The 17523-nt window shown below is 64.3% G+C and carries 16 protein-coding genes and 2 tRNA genes; 3 read left to right on the top strand and 15 right to left on the bottom strand.

Going from position 1 to position 17523, the window contains the following annotated elements; translation table 11 throughout:
* Nucleotides 1-5: 5 nt before the first annotated feature.
* The 13 genes from HZB53_02485 to HZB53_02425 form a co-directional block, all read right to left on the bottom strand.
* Nucleotides 6-449 carry a phage tail protein gene (locus HZB53_02485; GenBank protein MBI5876490.1) on the bottom strand — a complete coding sequence of 148 codons (444 nt, stop codon included), beginning with the start codon at nucleotides 447-449 and terminating at the stop codon, nucleotides 6-8.
* Between the two features lie 61 nt (nucleotides 450-510).
* Nucleotides 511-2121 carry a phage tail sheath family protein gene (locus HZB53_02480; GenBank protein ID MBI5876489.1) on the bottom strand — a complete coding sequence of 537 codons (1611 nt, stop codon included), beginning with the start codon at nucleotides 2119-2121 and terminating at the stop codon, nucleotides 511-513.
* A gap of 71 nt (nucleotides 2122-2192) precedes the next feature.
* Nucleotides 2193-3119: a DUF4255 domain-containing protein gene (locus HZB53_02475; GenBank protein ID MBI5876488.1), complete on the bottom strand. Its 927-nt coding sequence runs from the start codon at nucleotides 3117-3119 to the stop codon at nucleotides 2193-2195.
* Nucleotides 3116-3838: a DUF4157 domain-containing protein gene (locus tag HZB53_02470; protein MBI5876487.1), complete on the bottom strand. Its 723-nt coding sequence runs from the start codon at nucleotides 3836-3838 to the stop codon at nucleotides 3116-3118. Before HZB53_02470 ends, HZB53_02475 begins: the two co-directional genes overlap by 4 nt.
* Before the next feature lie 56 nt (nucleotides 3839-3894).
* The gene (locus HZB53_02465; GenBank protein MBI5876486.1) at nucleotides 3895-4281 is read right to left on the bottom strand and encodes a hypothetical protein; all 387 of its coding nucleotides are present in this window, start codon (nucleotides 4279-4281) and stop codon (nucleotides 3895-3897) included.
* Entirely contained in the window at nucleotides 4281-5738 is a 1458-nt protein-coding gene (locus HZB53_02460) for an OmpA family protein (protein ID MBI5876485.1), read from the bottom strand. The genes HZB53_02465 and HZB53_02460 overlap by 1 nt, the downstream gene beginning before the upstream one ends.
* A gap of 197 nt (nucleotides 5739-5935) precedes the next feature.
* Complete coding sequence (locus tag HZB53_02455) at nucleotides 5936-6607, bottom strand: YkgJ family cysteine cluster protein (GenBank protein MBI5876484.1); 672 nt, start codon at nucleotides 6605-6607, stop codon at nucleotides 5936-5938.
* 28 nt (nucleotides 6608-6635) lie between these two features.
* On the bottom strand, nucleotides 6636-8840 hold the full coding sequence (locus tag HZB53_02450) for an ATP-binding protein (GenBank protein ID MBI5876483.1): 2205 nt from the start codon (nucleotides 8838-8840) through the stop codon (nucleotides 6636-6638).
* A 29-nt stretch (nucleotides 8841-8869) separates the two neighbouring features.
* Nucleotides 8870-9778, bottom strand: a complete 909-nt coding sequence (locus HZB53_02445; protein ID MBI5876482.1) for an LLM class F420-dependent oxidoreductase — start codon at nucleotides 9776-9778, stop codon at nucleotides 8870-8872.
* Between the two features lie 104 nt (nucleotides 9779-9882).
* Nucleotides 9883-10623: an ATP-binding cassette domain-containing protein gene (locus tag HZB53_02440; GenBank protein ID MBI5876481.1), complete on the bottom strand. Its 741-nt coding sequence runs from the start codon at nucleotides 10621-10623 to the stop codon at nucleotides 9883-9885.
* A 4-nt stretch (nucleotides 10624-10627) separates the two neighbouring features.
* Entirely contained in the window at nucleotides 10628-11332 is a 705-nt protein-coding gene (locus tag HZB53_02435; protein ID MBI5876480.1) for an ABC transporter permease, read from the bottom strand.
* 16 nt (nucleotides 11333-11348) lie between these two features.
* Entirely contained in the window at nucleotides 11349-12302 is a 954-nt protein-coding gene (locus HZB53_02430) for a substrate-binding domain-containing protein (protein ID MBI5876479.1), read from the bottom strand.
* A gap of 63 nt (nucleotides 12303-12365) precedes the next feature.
* Nucleotides 12366-13478 carry a GntR family transcriptional regulator gene (locus tag HZB53_02425; protein ID MBI5876478.1) on the bottom strand — a complete coding sequence of 371 codons (1113 nt, stop codon included), beginning with the start codon at nucleotides 13476-13478 and terminating at the stop codon, nucleotides 12366-12368.
* Nucleotides 13479-13931: 453 nt separating this feature from the next.
* Here HZB53_02425 and HZB53_02420 point away from each other — a divergent pair, with 453 nt between their 5' ends.
* A complete protein-coding gene (locus HZB53_02420; GenBank protein MBI5876477.1) occupies nucleotides 13932-15110 on the top strand; it encodes an MFS transporter in 1179 nt (392 codons plus the stop codon).
* Between the two features lie 33 nt (nucleotides 15111-15143).
* A complete protein-coding gene (locus tag HZB53_02415; protein MBI5876476.1) occupies nucleotides 15144-15917 on the top strand; it encodes a glucose 1-dehydrogenase in 774 nt (257 codons plus the stop codon).
* A 95-nt stretch (nucleotides 15918-16012) separates the two neighbouring features.
* Here the strand turns inward: HZB53_02415 and HZB53_02410 are convergent.
* Together HZB53_02410 and HZB53_02405 are read right to left on the bottom strand one after the other, a co-directional pair.
* Nucleotides 16013-16086: transfer RNA gene (locus tag HZB53_02410), tRNA-Arg, on the bottom strand.
* A gap of 70 nt (nucleotides 16087-16156) precedes the next feature.
* A tRNA-His gene (locus HZB53_02405) sits at nucleotides 16157-16229 on the bottom strand.
* Nucleotides 16230-16405: 176 nt separating this feature from the next.
* Here HZB53_02405 and HZB53_02400 point away from each other — a divergent pair.
* A complete protein-coding gene (locus HZB53_02400; GenBank protein MBI5876475.1) occupies nucleotides 16406-17401 on the top strand; it encodes an amidohydrolase in 996 nt (331 codons plus the stop codon).
* Nucleotides 17402-17523 lie beyond the last annotated feature (122 nt).

The raw sequence follows: 17523 nt of genomic DNA, 5'->3' as shown, positions 1-17523 counted from the left end.
AGAACCTACGTGGCGCGGTAGACGCGCTCGCAGATGATCTCGACCTCTTCCATCGAGACCTCGTTCGAGTTCGCGTTCGGCGCCGGGCCGCTGACCTTCAGCGGCCAGGCCTGCTCGAAGTTGAACTCGGCGATCGGCGAACCGTCCTGGTCGCACATCAGGATCGAGCCGTTGGTGCGCGCTTCGTTCACCTTGCCGTCCTCGACCATCTTGCGCCATTTCCACATGCTCATGTCGTTCGTCAGGCCGCGTTTCAGCGTGATGCGGCCGAACTTCATGCGCCCGGGCACCGCATAGTAACCGGGGTTGCCCTTGTCGTCGGCGAACTTGTACTCCGCCACTTCGTGCTCGGCCGAGACGACGGTGCACTCGCGGAACGAGCCCGCCATCTTGTCGCCGAACTTCACCACAAACCGTGGTGCGATTAAGGGGTCTTTGCGTCCTGCCATTGGAAAATCCTCCTGTGATGTTCGCTGTTAGGTCGGTCGCGCCGAATCGCTTGCGCGGCGACTATTCGCTGGCCGAGCCCGCGCCGTCGGATTTCTGGCTGACGCGGAAGACGACAAATTCGGCCGGCTTGACCGGCGCCATGCCGACCTCAACGATACAATAGCCGAGGTCGCGGAGCTCCTTTGGGTTGGTTTCCAGATCGCACTTGACGTAGAACGCTTCTTCGGCGGTCGCGCCGAACAGCGCGCCGCTGCGCCAGACGACGTTCAAGAACGCCGACACGTCGCGGCGAATCTGCCGCCACAGCACCTGATCGTTCGGCTCGAAGACGATCCACTGCGTGCCCTGCAGGATCGATTCCTCGACGTTCGCGAACAGGCGGCGGACGTTGATATAGCGCCACTGCGCGTCGCTCGACAGCGTGCGCGCGCCCCAGATGCGGATGCCGCGGCCGGGGAATGCCCGAGTGCAGTTCACGCCGATCGGGTTCAGGAAGTCCTGCTCGTTGCGCGAAATGTTGTTCGCGAGGCCGATCGCGCCGCGCACCACTTCGTTGGCGGGCGCCTTGTGCACGCCGCGCTCGCCGTCCACGCGCGCATACACGCCGGCGACGAAACCGCTCGACGGGATCGTCGCGCCGGCGACCTTGATCCACGGATAATACAGCGCGCCGTACTTCGAATCGAAATTCATCCGGTTCTTGCGCCAGTCAATCGCTTCCTGCACGTTCAGCTTCGACGGCATGTCCAGAATCGCGAAGCGGTCCTTCATCGCCTCGCAGTGATTCAGGATGGCGGTTTGCACGGCCTTGACGTCGTCCTCGGACGCGGCGCCCGCTTCGAAGGCGGCGATGATGTCCGGGCAGGCGACCAGCGTCACTTCGTCGATTGCCTCGAGACCGGCGATACCGGTGCGCTGCGCCGCATTGCCAACGAACACCTTGTTGGCGCCCTGCGCCTTGAGCGCGTCGGCCATGACCGGCTTGGCCGATGCCGCAGCCGGAGCCAGCGCTGCTTTCGAGCCGATGGCCGGCACGCCGCTCGCGCCTTCGACGATTTCCACGTTCAGCGCGTTGTCGGTGTCCTTGGCTACGGCGTCGGCGACGGCGCGCTGACCCTTAGCGGGTTTGCCGGTCGTCAGGTTGCCAATCGTCTGAGGCGCCGCGCCGCTTCGCGTGATGACGAGGTTGAACGAGCCATCTGGCGCATCCGACGCTGCCGCCTGCGCTTCGACACTGATCTTGTCACCTTCCTTCATCGGCCCACTGGTGGCGACGCGCAGCAGGCGCTGGCCTGCGGCGTTCAACAGGTACGCCTCGCCGGACGTTAACTGCGGCACCGCGCCGCCCGCGCCCTTGACCGGCAGGCCGACCACGAACATGCCCGTGCCGCCATTCAGGAAATAGCCGAACACGGAATGATGCAGATAACCGCCGGGCACGGCCTGGTCGAAATCACCGTATGTGTTTGTGAATTCGGTCCAGTTGGTAATCAGCGTGGGTGCAGTCGGCGTCGGCTGCACGACTGTACCCTGGCCCGGCTTTTCGACCTTGATCGAATCGGCGACGAATCCCACAAGCGCCAGCACCGATGTGCCGGCCGACTCGATGGGGCGCGCGCCTTTGTCGACTTCTTCGACGTATACGCCAGGCGATTTGTAGTTGAACGGCATGGATCCTCCTTCTTAGGATTCCGGTTGGTCTGATTTACGTACTGGGTCACGGCACGGTCAGGGTGGCGGGGTCATGATGGGGCCATGGCCACCTCCACTTCATGGATGAAGGCGGGCATGATCTGTCCCCGCTCCCCAATCTTCACAGCAAAGGGGTAGTTCTTCGGCGCCTGGCCGGCGGCTTCGACGATGAGCGTGTATTCGCCGGCCGGCACCGTACCGAACAGATAGCGACCGCTGGCGTCGGTCTCCACGGTGGGCCCGAACTGCTCCGGGCCGCGCGGCGTCTGTCCGACGATGCGCACGGAGACTCCGGCCACAGGCTGTCCCTTCGGATCGCGCACAATGCCGGCCAGCCGCAGCGGCAGCAGTTCCCAGCCGGGGCGCAACTCCGACATGTAATATTCGCGACCGGTATTGTCGCGGCGAATGACCGGCATGCCGAGTTTGATGCCCTGCGCGAAGACCATCGGCGACACCGTCACCTGGTTCAGGTCGAGCTCGAGCGTGACGACCAGGTTGATGGCCGGGCGCAACTGGTTTTCCAGCGCGCCCCAGAAGTCCGATACGTTCTTGAGGATGCCGTCGGGTTGCGCCACCTCGGTGCGGGCCGGGCGCTGCAATCGGCGCATGTCGCCCACCAGCACGTCGTCCGGCAGCGGCGAGTGGCGGAAGAGCGTTTCCAGCACGCGCCAGAGCAGGCGATGCTGGTCCTCGGCCGCGCTGGTCCAGCAGGTGATCATGTACGAGACGTCAATACGCACCGGAATGCGCTTGCGCGTGACCTGCCCGTTGGTGCCCGACTCGACATCCCAGTCCATCTCGCGCAACTGCCGGTTTTCGCGGATGTCGAACAGGTACAGGTTGACGGTCGGGCGCGTGACAGGCGTCGACCACTCGCGCGTCGGGATATCGAAGCTGATATCCACTTCGGACGGGTCGAGGGCGGCCTTCTTGAGCAGCAGCGCCTTCAGCGTTTCGTCCAGGTCGTTGATCATGTGGCTGCGGCGGCTTCTTCGTCTGGTTTCTTGTTCTCCGCGGCCGCCCGCGGCGGCATCTCATCTTCTTCGGGCGCTCGCTGCACGGCCTGGCGCTGGAGCGTGTCTTCGTCCTCCTCCGCAGCCGCCTCGCGCTGCACCGCGCCGCCGAAGCCGACCTGCTGCCCCACGTGCGTCATCTCATGGGCCAGCAGGCCCATGCCGTCGCTGCTCGTCGGGTTGTATTTGCCTTCGGAGAAGAAGATGTCCTTGCCGACCGTGAAGGCCTGCGCATCGAGTTCGCGGTTGAGCGTCTTGGCCTCGCCATCGGTGTGCACCCGCACGTCCGACAGATCCGCGTCGAATTGCGACTCCATGGGGGCGCGCGCTGTGTCGGGCAACGCCTGGCCGGAGCCTTTGCGCTGTAGGACTTCATCGACCATGTCCGGCTGCGACAGGCCGACCATGCGGCCGGGCGCGCCCTTGGACTCGGAGACCACGCGCTGCACGTATGCATTGCCTCGTTCCTGCTGCAGACGGCTCAGCGCCTGGGCGCGCATCGAACCGTCGGCGCTCGACAGCGCCGAGGCAATCTGTGCCGGCTGCGTGCCCGCGTTCTGAACGAAGGCGCGGCTCATCGCCTCCGCTTCGGTCTCGCCGGGCGCTTCCTGGAACTCGGCCGGTTTGGTCTGTCGCGCGCCTTCGCGCTCGTGCTGCACTCGATCATATTCGTTGGACATGATGGCCTCCCGAATTGGCCGCACGCGAACGGACAAGCGTTCGCGTCATCGGCCTGCTACTCGATGCGACCGTCCTGCGCCGCGCCAATCACTGCATCCATTTGCAAAGCGAGCAACCTTAATGGAGTGGCCGCGGGATTGTCGTCGTTCCACGGCTCGACCGTCACCTCAGCCCGTCGCCCGTTGTCATGCGCCAGCCAGGTGCAGACGCCGCCGTGGGCTGTTGCCGCTGGCGTTGCGGCGCTCGCCGCGCGCTCAAAGATGCCCGACGCATGCAGGTGCTTGCGCACGTCTGCGATCTGGCGCGGGCCGAGCCGCGTGACAGCTTTCCACGCCTGCTCGCCGATTCGATCTTCGACGCGCCCATCAGCGTAGATCCGAAGCGCCGATGACCGTCCTCGGACCGGATATGTTGTGTAGCTGACCAACACGTCGTCGCTCATCACGCCACTGCCGTACCCGGAGGACCAGGCGGACGCACGAGGTCCACCGGGCTAAGCGGCCGGCGGCCGGGGCCGCCGTACTCGAACGCTTCGGGTGTGGCGACCGCGTTGAGCGCCTCCAGGAATGTCGCGTAGTGTTGCGGGCGAACCACGTTTCCCACCGACATGATGTTATCGTTGTTCTCGTAAACTGCGCCCTGCACGCCGCCGCCCATCGCGCTGGCCAGCGCGCCATGTTGGGCCGGCTGCCCGATAGTGCCGGGCGTTCCCGCGCCGGGCGCAAAACCGCCCGCCGGCGAGGCGTACTCGTCTCCGAGGCCGAACATGTGCCCGGTCTCGTGGATCATGGTGACCTGCGCCTGCCCGCTGCCGACCTGAATGTCCACCCGCCGCCACTCGTCGGCGGCCGTCGCGCCCTCGGCGCCGACGCCCGATGCGTCGATCCGGCTGCCGGCAATCCGCTGCCCGCTCGACCGCAGATAGGCGGCGACGTTCTGTGCACGCCGGTCGGAGATGCGCTGGTTTGCCGCCGGGTTGCCGCCGGCGCTGGCATGGCCAATGAGGTGCACGGGCGCGCCTTCCCCGACGCGGCCGCGCTGAAAATCGGCGATGAACTTGTTAAGATAGGTTGGGCCGGGATCGCCGGCGCCGAGCGAGGTTGCGCCGGTTGCCTGTGCGACGGAGACGCCCCCGGATGGGTATTCGAGGCGGTAGTTCAGGAAATCGAGCGGAGCACCCAGGGCCGAACTGGCAAAGCGCGCCCGGTAGCCCGTTCCAGACGCGCCAGAGTAATCCACTGAAGCGCCCATATCGGAAAAGCCGCTGGTCGACTTGTAGACCGTCGCCTTGCAGTGATCAGTTGCGCGATGGCCGTCATGCACGTCCATCTCAACGCGCACGCTGGCGCTCAGATCGGGCCAGCGTCTGGAGTGGAAGTAGTGCTTGCCGCCCCACGCCGTTTGCGCCGCCGTCGCGTAATCGCGCGCCCACTGAGTCTTGGCGCCCGCGTTCCACTGCCAGTTGGCCGTGACGTCGGCCACCCGCGAGGGCGCGTCGGGATGCAGGGTACGAATTGTTCGGGCCGCACCGGCAAAGTCGGCCGTGGCGGGCGCGATGGCGCCGGTCGCGGCATCGGTAATATTGATGCCATCCAGGAAGTTGATGCCGACTCTCAGCCGGATCAGTAGTTCCCCGCTCGACGGGTCAAACCGTGCATTGAATCCGCCGCCCTGCGTGGTGGTCGCGCGGGTATCCAGCCCGTTTGCATTGGGCATCAAACCGCGCGCGATGAAGGCGCGGCGTGCGGTTTGTTCGGCATCGGGCTGGCGCTGCACGATTTGGCGCTGAACGAACGCATTGCCGTGCGCTTGCTGTAAATCCGACACGGAACGGGCGCGCGTAGCAGAATCGGCGCGCGCAAACGCGACACTGTCTAGCGGCAGTGCGGGCTCAGACACAACGGACTCGCCGGGTTCCGCAGCAGCGGCTTCGCTGCGGCGCACGGCCAATGAGTCGCGCTCGGAACTGTTTGATTTTCGCTTGCGCCTGAGGCGGCGCAAGCCAGGTTCACTGGTCATCGAACACGCTGCTCCCCCTGCAAGGTGATCGATCGGTCACAGACAGTTTAGCGACAAATGTCAGATGTGACAAACGCCTAGCTTGCGTCTCGCGGCGCAAATCCGACATCGCTGGCGGCCGGTTCGTTCCCGTTCTTGCGTGAATTCTGAAGCGCCACCTCGGCCATGGCAACGGGCGCGTTGCCGGACAGTTCCGGCATTGGCGCCGGAATGCGCTTCTCGAAGTCGAGCCAGACGCGCTTGTCCTTGCGGCAGTCGTAATTGCGGCAGACGTGCGGGCGGTTCGCGTGGATCGTGCAGCCGCGCGTCGGCGTGTGGCTGTGGCTGCAGTAGCCGTCGTCATTCTGCCGGATCCAGTACGGGTTGCCGTAGTCCCAGCGCGCGATGCCTTCGTCCAGGTCCTGCTTCGTCAGGAAGAATCGGAAGGTGCAGCAGCGCGCCTGACAGAGCGGTATCAGGCTGGCGCAGTCGATGATGATATTCTCGCCCGACTCGTACTTGTCGCCCAGATCGGCCAGGCGCACGCGCGGCACGACGACCTTGCCGACTTCCTCGCGCGCGCGTTCGAGCGGGGCCTCGATCTCGTCCGCCTGCAGCACGCCTTTCTCAACCAGCAAGTCGGTCAGCGCCTGCACGTAGGCGATCGCCTCGTTGCCCTGGTCCTGCATCACGGACATCATCACATGGGCGAAGCGCAGTCCCCGCTCCATGGCGGGGAATGGTTCCGGCGTACCCTGCGTATCGGTCACAGTATGGCCTCGTGTGGGTGGTTAGCTCTTAGCCTTTGACGTAGTCGAAGTACTGCTCGAAATCGTTGGGAACGACCAACTTGCCCATCTTCTGGAATTCGTAGCTGGCGCCGCGCACCAGGTGGCGCATGGCGATCGGCGCGCCCTCGTCTGCAGCCAGGAACGCGGAGGCCAGCACGATGTTGCGGATATTGCCGCCGGTGATCTTGAACTTGCGCGCCAGGAAGTCGAAGTCGATATCGCCGTCGCGCGGCGCCTGCGCGGGGAAAGTGCGCCGCCAGATCTCGAACCGCTCGGTCTCCTCGGGGAACGGGAAGTCCACCATGAAGTGAATGCGGCGCACGAACGCCTCGTCCATGTTCTTCTTGATATTGCTCGCCAGAATCACGAGCCCATTGTACTCTTCTGTGCGCTGCAGCAGATAGGCGGTCTCAATGTTGGCGTAGCGGTCGTGCGCGTCCTTGACCTCCGACCGTTTGCCGAAGAGCGCGTCGGCCTCGTCAAAGAACAGGATGGCGTCGCTGTCCTGCGCTTCGCTAAAGATCTTCTCCAGGTTTTTCTCGGTCTCGCCGATATACTTGCTCACGACGGCCGATAGGTCGATCTTGAACACATCGAGCCCGAGATCGTTTGCGATGATCTCGGCCGCCATCGTCTTGCCGGTGCCGGACGGTCCGGCGAATAGCGAGATCAGCCCCTTGCCCATCGCCAGTTTGCGATCGAAGCCCCAGTCGCCGTACACGATCGGCCGTTGGCGGATCGTCATGCAGATCATCTTCAGCGTGGCCAGTTGCTGGCGCGGCAGGACGATGTCATCCCAGGTGTACCGAACGTTCAGCTTGCGGGCCAGGCTGGAGAGCCGGTGCTGGGCCTGGTTGCGGCAGGCGTTGTCGATATCTGCGGCAGTGATGCGCCCCAGCGGGTCGCGCACCCAGGCGAGCGTGCGCGCGCGGGCGACGGCGTCGTGAATCTGCCCGGTCGTCAGGCGGAAGCGGCCGGTAAGCGCCGTCAGCGCCGTGTCGCCGATGATGGGAGCGTCGTCACCGAGTGCGTTCGCCCAGACCCCGCGCCGCTCGGCGTAGGTCGGATCTGGCAACTCCAGGCGCAGATATGGGCGGTGGCCGAGTTCGTGCGCCGGCTCCCACGCCTTGTGCGCCAGCAGGACGACCGGCACGCTGCACTGCGACAGGCTCTGCACGAAGGCGCGGTGATCGCCTTCGTTGTCCTGTGTTTCATTCAAATGAAGGAACGCATCCACGTCTTCCCAGCACAGGATGCCGTCTACGAGCAGCGCTTCGCGCTCGGCGAGCCGGAATGTCGATTCGCGGTGCAGGTTCTTGGCCACCAAGTCGATTGCGCTGACGGAGATCAACGGGCGGCCGAGCTCGGCCGCCAGCATGGTAGCCGCTTCGCGGCGTCCGGTGCCGTAACGCCCGTGCAGCATCAGGATGGGCGGTTCGGCGCGCCATGCTTCGCGCCAGTGCGCAGTCCAGCCGCGCAGCAGCGATTGAGTTGATGTGCTCAGTGCGCCGCCAGCAAGCGACTTGATGCTCAGGATCGGGGTGAGGCGAGCGTCCGGTTCATCGTAACCAAACAGATAGCGCGCGACCCGTTCGTCCAGTTTGAGGTACCGCCCGATCAGGACGGGGCGCCGCGCATTGGGGTCCTCGTGCAGCGTGACCAGTTCCCAGCGGATCAGTGGGGCGTCGGGCTCGAAGCAGCGGCGAGCGGCGACGCGCTCACCCACCGACCGGCAGAGCAGGCGCATCACCAAATCAACAGTGGGTCGCTTCTTGGTCACATCGTCCTGCAAGTACGCGTACAGCCGCTCGTACTTGAGGCTGATTTCAGCCGCGAGGCACAGCACCAGCACCTCGCGCTCCAACTCGGAAAGCCCGAATGTACGGCACATGCTCTCCAGTCGCAGCGTCTCGCCGCCGGCGAGCGCCTGCGATTCGAGTTGCGCGACGCGCTCGCCGGACGTGCGCAAGGCGGCGTCGAGCGCAGCGGCGAAGTCCGACTGCAACTGCGGCCCGACCAGCGGCCCGGCGACCGGGCCGACCTCCGCCAGCAGGCCGTCAACCTCGTCGTTACTAATATAGAGGCCGCGGAACTCGTCGTCCTGCTGCGGCTGGCGCAGACGAAACTCGACCACCTCGCGCCGGATGCGCAGATCGAGCCGCGCCAGCAGGGCGAGTATGTGCTCCAGTGAGATGCCAGCTTGCGGGTTCATGGCTATCGGGCGCTCGGTTAGTGCGCAGATTATCCGAGTGCCGACTTGAGATCGCGAAGTGCGCGCAGGTGCTCGTCGACCGTCGCGAAGCCGGCGCCCATCGTGTTGATCGTCACTTCGCCCGCGCCGGCGGGTTCCCAGGCTCGCACAGCGGTCGCCCATGCGGCAACGTCGCGTCCGCGCAGGGCGGTGCCGCCCATGATGCCGACTTTGGCGCGGGCGCGTCCCGCGCCGTCCATTTCCGCGTGCAGGCGCTCGATGCGCGGGCGCATCGCCTCGGCGGTCCCGAAGATGATCCAACCGTCGGCGATTCGTGCCACGCGCGCGACCACGGCATCGGCGCCCGGCTCGGCGCGCCCGCCGCCGCCCATCCAGATCGGAATCGGACGGCGAACCGGCAACGGGTTCAAGCCGGCGTCGGGGATCGAGTGCCAGCGCCCGGCATATGTGACCAGTTCGCTCGTCCACAGGCGACGCAGGACATCGACTTGCTCTTCGATGCGGCGGCCCCGGTTGTGGAAGTCCTCGCCGAGCGCCTCGTATTCGACGGCGTTCCAGCCGATGCCGATGCCAAGCCGCATGCGGCCGCCGCTCAAGACATCGACCTCCGCGGCCTGCTTGGCAACCAGCGCCGTCTGCCGCTGTGGCAGGATGATGACGCCGGTGACCAATTCGATTCGCTTCGTCAGCGCGGCGAGGTATCCATAAAGGACGAACGGCTCATGGAACTGGTTCTGGTGGTTGTAGACGCCAGTCCAGCCGCCCGGGCGGTCAGCGTTGGCGCCCAGCACATGGTCATAGGCCAGCAGGAACTCGTAGCCCATGCCTTCGACAGCCTGCGCATAGTCGCGAATTACGACCGGATCGCTGCCGATCTCATTCTGGGGAAATGTTGCACCGACACGTAGCATGTTTTGCCACCTCCCGGTATGGTGCATTGATTATAGCGTCATTCGTCAAATCGCAAGTCAGGGAAATGTGCCGGGACGGGCATTCATGCAGGGAGAGGGCTCACGACTGCGACGATCAGGGGCGCAGCACGCTAATAGATCATGTCGCCGCGCACGAAGGCGCGGGTGCGCTCGTCGCGCGGGTGTTCGAAGAAGGTCTCGGTATCGCTGACCTCGACCAGTTCGCCGGCGAGCATCAATCCGACGCGTGTGGCCAGACGGCGCGCCTGAAAGATGTTGTGAGTGACGATGATGCTGGTCATCGCGCGCCGGGCATGCTGATCGCGGATGATCTGCTCGATCAGCGAGACGTTATACGGATCGAGGTTCGCGGTCGGTTCATCGAGCAGCAGCGCATCGGGCTCGACCACCAGCGCGCGCGCCAGTGCGACACGCTGCGCTTCGCCGGCGGACAGCGTCCGGGCCGGCACGCGCTCCAGGTGCGCCAGTTGCACGAGCGACAGTGCGCGCTGGACTCTGGGCGTAACGTGCCGCACGCCGCGCGCCCGCAAACCGTAGGCGACATTATCCCCGACCGGCTCGTTGAGCAGGATCGGCCGCTGGAATACCAGGCTGATGCGGCGGCGTGTGCCAAGCGATGGCGCGTGCGTTGCATCCATGACCGCGGAATCAAATTGCACCTGGCCGCCGGTCGGTCGCTCGACGGCTGCCAGCACGCGCAGGAGCGTGCTCTTTCCCGCGCCGCTGGGCCCCACCAGCGCGAATATCTCGCCACGCGCGATGCATAGCGGGGCACTGATCGATACGGCGGGCGCTGCGCGACCGGGATAGCGGACTTCGACCGGACCGACCTCAAAGAGTATGTCGCGCACGCTTTCAGCTCTTGACCGGCGTGCCGCGTCCCTGCATGGCGAGCACGGCCAGGTTGATGATGAAGGAGATGGCCAGCAGAATCACGCCCAGTGCGATTGCCCGATCGAATTGACCTTGCCGCGTTTCCAGCACAATGGCCGTCGTCAGCACCCGGGTCGAGCCTTCGATGTTGCCGCCAACGAGCATGACCGCTCCGACCTCGGAGATGACGCCGCCAAAGCCGGCGACGAGCGACACCACGACCCCGACGCGCGCTTCTTTGACGACCGCGATGGTGGCCTGTGTGGATGTGGCGCCCAGCGCGAACAACTGCCGGCGCAGATCGGGGTCAACGCCCATTACGGCGGCCATCGCGAAGCCGGCAATCAAGGGTAGGGCGATGATGATCTGGGCAATGATCATCGCACTCGGAGTGAACAGCCAACCCAGGAACCCGAACGGGCCCTGGCGTGAGAGGAACAAATAGACGAACAGGCCGACGACGACCGGAGGCAGGCCCATGCCGGTGTAGATCAAAGCGATGGCCAGGCCCTGGCCGCGAAAGCGACCGAGGCCCAGCCATGCGCCCAACGGCAATCCCCCGATGGCGGCAAAAATCAAGGCGACGCCGGACACCTGGAACGATAGCGTGATGGCTTGCCACAGCCCGGCGTCGCCGCCGGCAATTAGTTCCAGCGCCCGCATGAGCCCGGTTCCAAGATCATTCAATCGCTTTGTGCCCTAACTATTGCGCTTTGGCGCTTGGCCGGAACAGCGCTTGCCCGTACTTGTCAATCCCGTACGTGCCGATCAGAGCCTGCGTTGCAGGCGAGGTGATCCACTGCGCGAACTTCTCTGCGAGGTCGTTGTTCACCTCGGGGTGCTTCTTCGGATTGACCGGGATGATGCCATAGGGGTTGAAGAGGTTGGCCGAGTCCGTATTCTCTTCGATCTTCGTGCCGCCCACCATGACGGTCAACCCGCTCAGGCGCGCTTTCTGTGCGAGCCACGTTGCGCGATCGGTCAGCGTGTATGCGCCGCGCTCGTTCGAGAAGGTCAGTGTTTCGCCCATACCCTGGCCGACGGACAGGTACCAACTGCCCTTGGGGTCGATGCCCGCTGCCTTCCAGATGTCGAGCTCCTTGGTGTTCGTGCCCGACTTGTCGCCACGGGAAGCGAACGGCGCGCTCGCGGCGGCGATTTTCTTGAATGCGTCCGCTGCGCTGCCGCTGCTCATGATGGCAATCTTTGCGGGGTCGCCTGTCGGCCCGACCAGGATGAAGTCGTTGTACATCACATCGCGGCGGTTGATGCCGTCGCCGGACGCGACGAAGGCATCTTCAAGCGCACGCGCATGCGCGAACACGACATCGGCGTTGCCGTCGGAGCCGAGTTTCAGCGATTGGCTGGTACCGACGGCGATGACTTTAACTTTAACGTTGTACTGCTTCTCAAAGACCGGAATAATCACGTCGAGCAGTCCGGAGTCCTGCGTGCTGGTGGTCGTGGCAAGCAGCAGTGTGCCCGCCGTGCGCACTATCGGGACCGCCGTCGGGGCCGGCGTGCTGGCGGGAGTCGCCGCCACCGGCGCCGCAGCGGCCTTGGTTGGCGGCACGGAGGTGGGTGTGGCGGCCGGGGCGCAGCCCGCGACAATCAACAGGGCGATGCTGAGCGCAAGCAGCACGGTGCGCAGCTTCATACTGAATCTGAACTTCATGACGTTTCTCCGCTGATCAAAGCGAGTTAGGAATGATGGCGTAGTTTAGCTATAGCGCACGCAGCCGGCTTCGCTGAGGTCATAGCCGCCCAGCGCGCTGACCGTCTGCTGAAACGATTCTTGCGCGATCTGGCGACGGAAACACTCAACTAACGGGTGCTGGCGCGGGAGCACGATCTCGAAGCGCTCGCTGAGTACGGGCACGAAATCCAACCCGAAGGCGCGGGCGGCGGCTTCAATGCCGAGCCCGGCGTCGGCGTGACCGTTGGCCACCGCGGCAGCGACCGCCGTGTGCGTGGCCTCTTCATGTGCGTAGCCTCGGATGCGCTTCGATGGAATGCGGTCGCGCCGTAACATTTCATCCAGGTGACCACGCGTGCCGGAGCCGCGCTGCCGGTTGACGATGCATACGTCGCGCCGGGCCAGGTCGCTCAGCTTGAAGATGCGCTTGGGGTTGCCGCGCGCGACGATCAGCCCCTGCGTGCGATGGGCCAGCGTAATGAGTGCGCAGGGCGCGTCGGGCAGGAGGCCGCGCACCTGCGGCAGGTTGTAGTCGTCGCTGGCGCTATCGTGGAGGTGCGCGCTCGCAAAGTGCACTTCGCCGCGCCCGAGTGCCAGCAGTCCGGCCAGGCTGCCGACCGCGCCAAAGCTGAGCGACATGGCGGGGCTGGCGCGGCGCGTCTGGGCCAGCAATACGTCGAGGCACACATCATGACTGCCAAGCCCGATAAAGGAGTCGGTCCCCGGCCCGGTGTATACGATGGAAGCGCTGCTGCCCGACTGCCAGCGCAGGCGCTGCACCGTGAAGGCCGCTTCCAGTTCGGACAAAGAGAATCCGCGGGCGACGCTATCGCTGATTAGTCCGGCGACCAGCAGGCGCAACTGGCTGTCTCGTTTCTCGCGCCATTGCGCGGTCTGCGGGTGGGTCACCACGCGCGTGCCAAGCCGTGAGCGGCCGTCGACCAATCCCTCCTGGTGGAGGATGCGGTAGGCGCGGCCGACCGTGTTCGGGTTGACGCCCAGTTCGTGCGCCAGGTCGCGCACCGTAGGCAGTACATGGCCGGCCGGCCATTCGCCGCGAACAATGCGCGCACGCACTACATCGACGATCTGCTCGAAAATGGGCGAAGGGTTGTCGGGGTCGAGGCGGATACTCATGCGGTTCGATTTGTATGATTCAACATAGTACAAATATAGCAAATCACGCGCCGGGCGTCAACCGGCAGGGCCTTTCCAAAGTCTTGGTCGAGGCTACCCCCCATCCCAACCTTCCCCCGTTCGCAACGGCAGCGAACAGGAGAAGGGGCCAATCCCCTCTCCTGCGACGCCGTATTTGCGTCGCGGGGGAGGGTTCAGCAATTCTCAATTTGGCTTTGTACGGGTACTTTCCAATGCCGCTTGCGACGCCCCCGCGCGCGGGGGGGGGAAGGGGCAGGGGGTGAGGGGGCATATTGGCAGCCGACTCCAAAATGAGAATTGCTGGGGAGGGTTAGGGTGGGGGTAGCACTGACTTTGGAAAAGCCCTGCGTCAACTGGGCTATTGCGCCCACCGAAGTTCGCGTCTGTGATATACTCCACCTGTTTTCTCACTCCGCTGCGAAGGCGTCTACCGTGAAATATCGCAATATCATTCTGCTGGCGATCGCGCAGGCGATCGGTAATTCGGGTCTGTCCATGATCACGCTGCTCGGCGGTATCATCGGGGCCGCCATCGCGCCGACGCCGGCGCTGGCCACGCTGCCGGCCTCGCTGACAATCGGCGGCATGGCGTTCTTCACACTGCCGGCCAGCGTCCTGATGCGCCGCTTCGGCCGCAAGGCCGGCTTCATGCTGGGCTCATCGTTTGTGATGGCTGCCGGCCTGCTGGCCGCGTACGCGCTCAGCCAGCAGAGTTTTGTGCTGTTTTGCGCGGCGACCCTGCTGGTTGGCGCCAACACGGCGTTCGTGCAGCAGTATCGCTTCGCGGCAATCGAGTCGGTCAACAAGCAGTGGGTGGGGCGCGCCGTATCGATCGTCCTGGTGGGCGGGATCGCCTCGGGGTTCATTGGTCCGGAGATGGCGCGCCGCGCACAGGACCTGCTGCCGGTCAAGTATGCCGGGTCGTTTATCGGACTGAGCGTGCTGTCGGTCGTAGCCGCCAGCGTGCTGTTCTGGCTGCAGTCCACTGCCCAGCGCGACACATCGGCGGCGGGTTCGGAGCGCCCATTGCGCGCGATCGTCTCGCAGCCGATGTTTCGCGCCGCGGTGCTGGCTGGCGCGGTCGGCTATGCGGTAATGAGCTTCATCATGACGGCCACGCCGGTCTACCTGCACAGCGCCCATTATTCGCTGGATGAGACGGCGACAGTCATCCAGAGTCATATCGTGGCGATGTTCCTGCCCTCGCTGTTTACCGGCTTTCTGATCGACCGGTTTGGCCTGCTGCGCGTCATGTCGGCCGGTGTCCTTTGCCTGGGCGTTACGGTAGTGCTGGCGGTCGGCGACCGCCAGTACATCCACTACTGGGGCGCGCTGGTGCTGCTCGGCATCGGCTGGAACTTCCTGTTTGTCGGCGCGACCGTCCTGCTGCCGCGCAGCTATTCGCCCGCCGAGCGTTTCAAGGCGCAGGCCGCCAACGACTTCACCATCTTCGCCGTGCAAGGGGTGGCGTCGTTCTCGTCGGGCACCGTGCTAGCGCTCGCCGACTGGAACATCCTGAATCTGAGCACGCTGCCGTTCCTGGCGATCGCGTTGTGGACGATCTTCACTCTGCGGCACGACCTCAAGCTTGCGCTGCAACCGGCGCGATAGAGGCGATGCATACACATCCTACCGAGGTCAACCGTGAATAACTCCCTGGATCTGTTTCGACTCGACGAACGTGTGGCGATTGTGACCGGCGGCAGCAAGGGGCTGGGCAAGGCGATGGCTGCCGCGCTGGCCGGCGCGGGCGCGCGTGTTGTCGTTGTGTCGCGCCATCTCGACGAAGCGCAGGCGGCTGCCGGCGAGATTCAGGCCGCCAGCGGCCGGGACTGCCATGCCGTCTGCGCTGATGTGTCCAACACGGCCAATGCCGAGCGCGTCGTCGAGGAGACGCTGGCGCGTTGCGGTCGCATCGACATACTGGTCAACAACGCGGGCATCAACTTGCGCGGCCCGATTGAAGAGATCGAAGCCGACGATATGCGGCACGTCTGGGAAACCAACCTGCTGGGGCCGTGGCTGATGTGCCGCGCCGTGGCGCGTCCGATGAAGGCACGCGGCTGGGGCCGCGTCATCAACATCGGGTCGCTCATGAGCGTGGTCGGTTTGGGCGATCGCACGCCTTATGCGACGAGCAAGGGCGCGCTGGCCGCGCTGACGCGCACGCTGGCGCTGGAGTGGGCGACCAGCGGAATTACGGTCAACACCGTCTCGCCGGGCCCGTTCGTCACCGAGATGAACATGGCGATCTACGACGACCCGGCGCGCTACCAGTGGTTTGCGTCGCGCGTGCCGATGGGGCGTTGGGGCAAGCCCGATGAACTGGCGGGCGTGGTCGTGTTCTTCGCGTCGGAGGCGTCGTCGTTCGTGACCGGCGCGATGCTGATGGTGGATGGCGGCTGGACCGCGCAGTAGGGGTGCAAAACAATGCGCCTGCACGCATAAGAAAAGCCGCACGTGTAGAGCGTGCGGCTCATCGAGATCGGCGACGTGTGGAGCGGCGCCGATCATGCGCCTGGCAGGATTCGAACCCACAACCACTTGATCCGAAGTCAAGTGCTCTGTCCAGTTGAGCTACAGGCGCTCTAACGCAAATGGCTGAGGGCTGGCGGCATGTTGAAGCGGCTGCCATCAGCCATCAGCCATTTGCACTGGGTGAGCAGTGGGATTCGAACCCACGATCTCTTGGGCCACAACCAAGTGCCTTAACCACTCGGCTATGCTCACCACGTAAAGGCATTGTAGCACACTCTGGCAGATGCGCAAGTTTTTGACAAAGCGGGCTTTGCTCGTTATAATATCTGCCAGATGATTTGCGGAAAATAGAAGGCTTCATAATCTTCCAGCGTTCGCCCCGGGCGAAGCTGGATTTTTTGTTCGTCATTCTCCCTGCGGAGGCACGCATGCGCATCGATACCCATACGCACCACTACCCGATGCCGTATCTCGATGAGATTGAGCGGCACCCAAGCCCGGCGTGTTCGGTGACGCGCGATCCGTCCGGTCGCCGTCTGGTTCATTATGCCGGCGACTACAACATCGTCGCCGACGGACACATCGATCTGGAGGCGCGCCTGTCGGAAATGGAGCGCACCGGCGTCGATATGGGCGTGCTGACGCTGACGACACCCGGCGTGCATGTCGAAGAGCGCACGCGCGGTATCCAGCTTGCGCAGATCGTCAATGATTCGTACGGCGAAGTCCAGAAACAGTACCCGGATCGTTTCGTCTGCCTGGCGACCTTGCCGCTGCAGGACCCCGCAGCATCGGCCATCGAGTTGGAGCGCGCGGTCACCAAGTTGGGACTGCGCGGGGCCATGTTGTTCGCGAACGTCAACGGCAAACCGATTCATCACAAAGCATACTGGCCGATCTACGAGACGGCCGAACGGCTGAACGTGCCGTTGATGATTCACCCGACCTCGCCGCCGGGCGTCGAGGCGTTCCAGGAGTATCGCACGACCGCGCTGGTCGGATTCCTGCTGGACACGACGCTGTGCATCACGCTGTTGATGTTCGAAGGTGTGATGGAGAAGTACCCCAAGATCAAGTTCATGCTGAGCCATCTGGGCGGCACAATACCCTACATCGCCGAGCGAATTGACCGCGGCTACGATGCGTATCCGGAAGTGCGGGTCAACCTGTCGCAGCAGCCGTCGTTCTATTTCAAGCGCAACTGCTACTACGATACCGTGGCATTCGAACCGCGCGCCCTGCAGTTCGCCATCGAGTTCGCCGGCGCCGATCACATGACGCTGGGCAGCGACTACCCGCACCAGATCGGCGACATGGAGAAGTCGGTCAAGGTCATCGAGAACCTACCGATTGACAACGCCGTGCGTGAGCGGATCTTTGGTGGCACGGCGAGCCAGCTTTTGCGCATGGTGCCACGGGTTTAAGTTTTGACAGTTATCGGGCACTTGCGTATAATAGTAATCAAGGTTTTCATGCGTTACGGGTGGCGGTATTCCGTCAACCCGTCATTGCGTTTTATTTGGTGCTGCTAACCGATTTGGCCACC

The organism is Chloroflexota bacterium, from assembly GCA_016235055.1.
Lineage (GTDB): Bacteria > Chloroflexota > Anaerolineae > JACRMK01 > JACRMK01 > JACRMK01.
Note: the sequence above shows the minus strand (reverse complement) of the source record. Positions and strands in the feature narration are given on the sequence as shown.

What these genes read in the sequence shown, in the direction of transcription:
- HZB53_02425 (MBI5876478.1), bottom strand. Translation starts at nt 13,478, where the DNA reads ATGAGTATCCGCCTCGACCCCGACAACCCTTCGCCCATTTTCGAGCAG.
- HZB53_02445 (MBI5876482.1), bottom strand. Translation starts at nt 9,778, where the DNA reads ATGCACCATACCGGGAGGTGGCAAAACATGCTACGTGTCGGTGCAACA.
- HZB53_02400 (MBI5876475.1), top strand. Translation starts at nt 16,406, where the DNA reads ATGCGCATCGATACCCATACGCACCACTACCCGATGCCGTATCTCGAT.
- HZB53_02475 (MBI5876488.1), bottom strand. Translation starts at nt 3,119, where the DNA reads ATGATCAACGACCTGGACGAAACGCTGAAGGCGCTGCTGCTCAAGAAG.
- HZB53_02465 (MBI5876486.1), bottom strand. Translation starts at nt 4,281, where the DNA reads ATGAGCGACGACGTGTTGGTCAGCTACACAACATATCCGGTCCGAGGA.
- HZB53_02470 (MBI5876487.1), bottom strand. Translation starts at nt 3,838, where the DNA reads ATGTCCAACGAATATGATCGAGTGCAGCACGAGCGCGAAGGCGCGCGA.
- HZB53_02485 (MBI5876490.1), bottom strand. Translation starts at nt 449, where the DNA reads ATGGCAGGACGCAAAGACCCCTTAATCGCACCACGGTTTGTGGTGAAG.
- HZB53_02480 (MBI5876489.1), bottom strand. Translation starts at nt 2,121, where the DNA reads ATGCCGTTCAACTACAAATCGCCTGGCGTATACGTCGAAGAAGTCGAC.
- HZB53_02450 (MBI5876483.1), bottom strand. Translation starts at nt 8,840, where the DNA reads ATGAACCCGCAAGCTGGCATCTCACTGGAGCACATACTCGCCCTGCTG.
- HZB53_02430 (MBI5876479.1), bottom strand. Translation starts at nt 12,302, where the DNA reads ATGAAGCTGCGCACCGTGCTGCTTGCGCTCAGCATCGCCCTGTTGATT.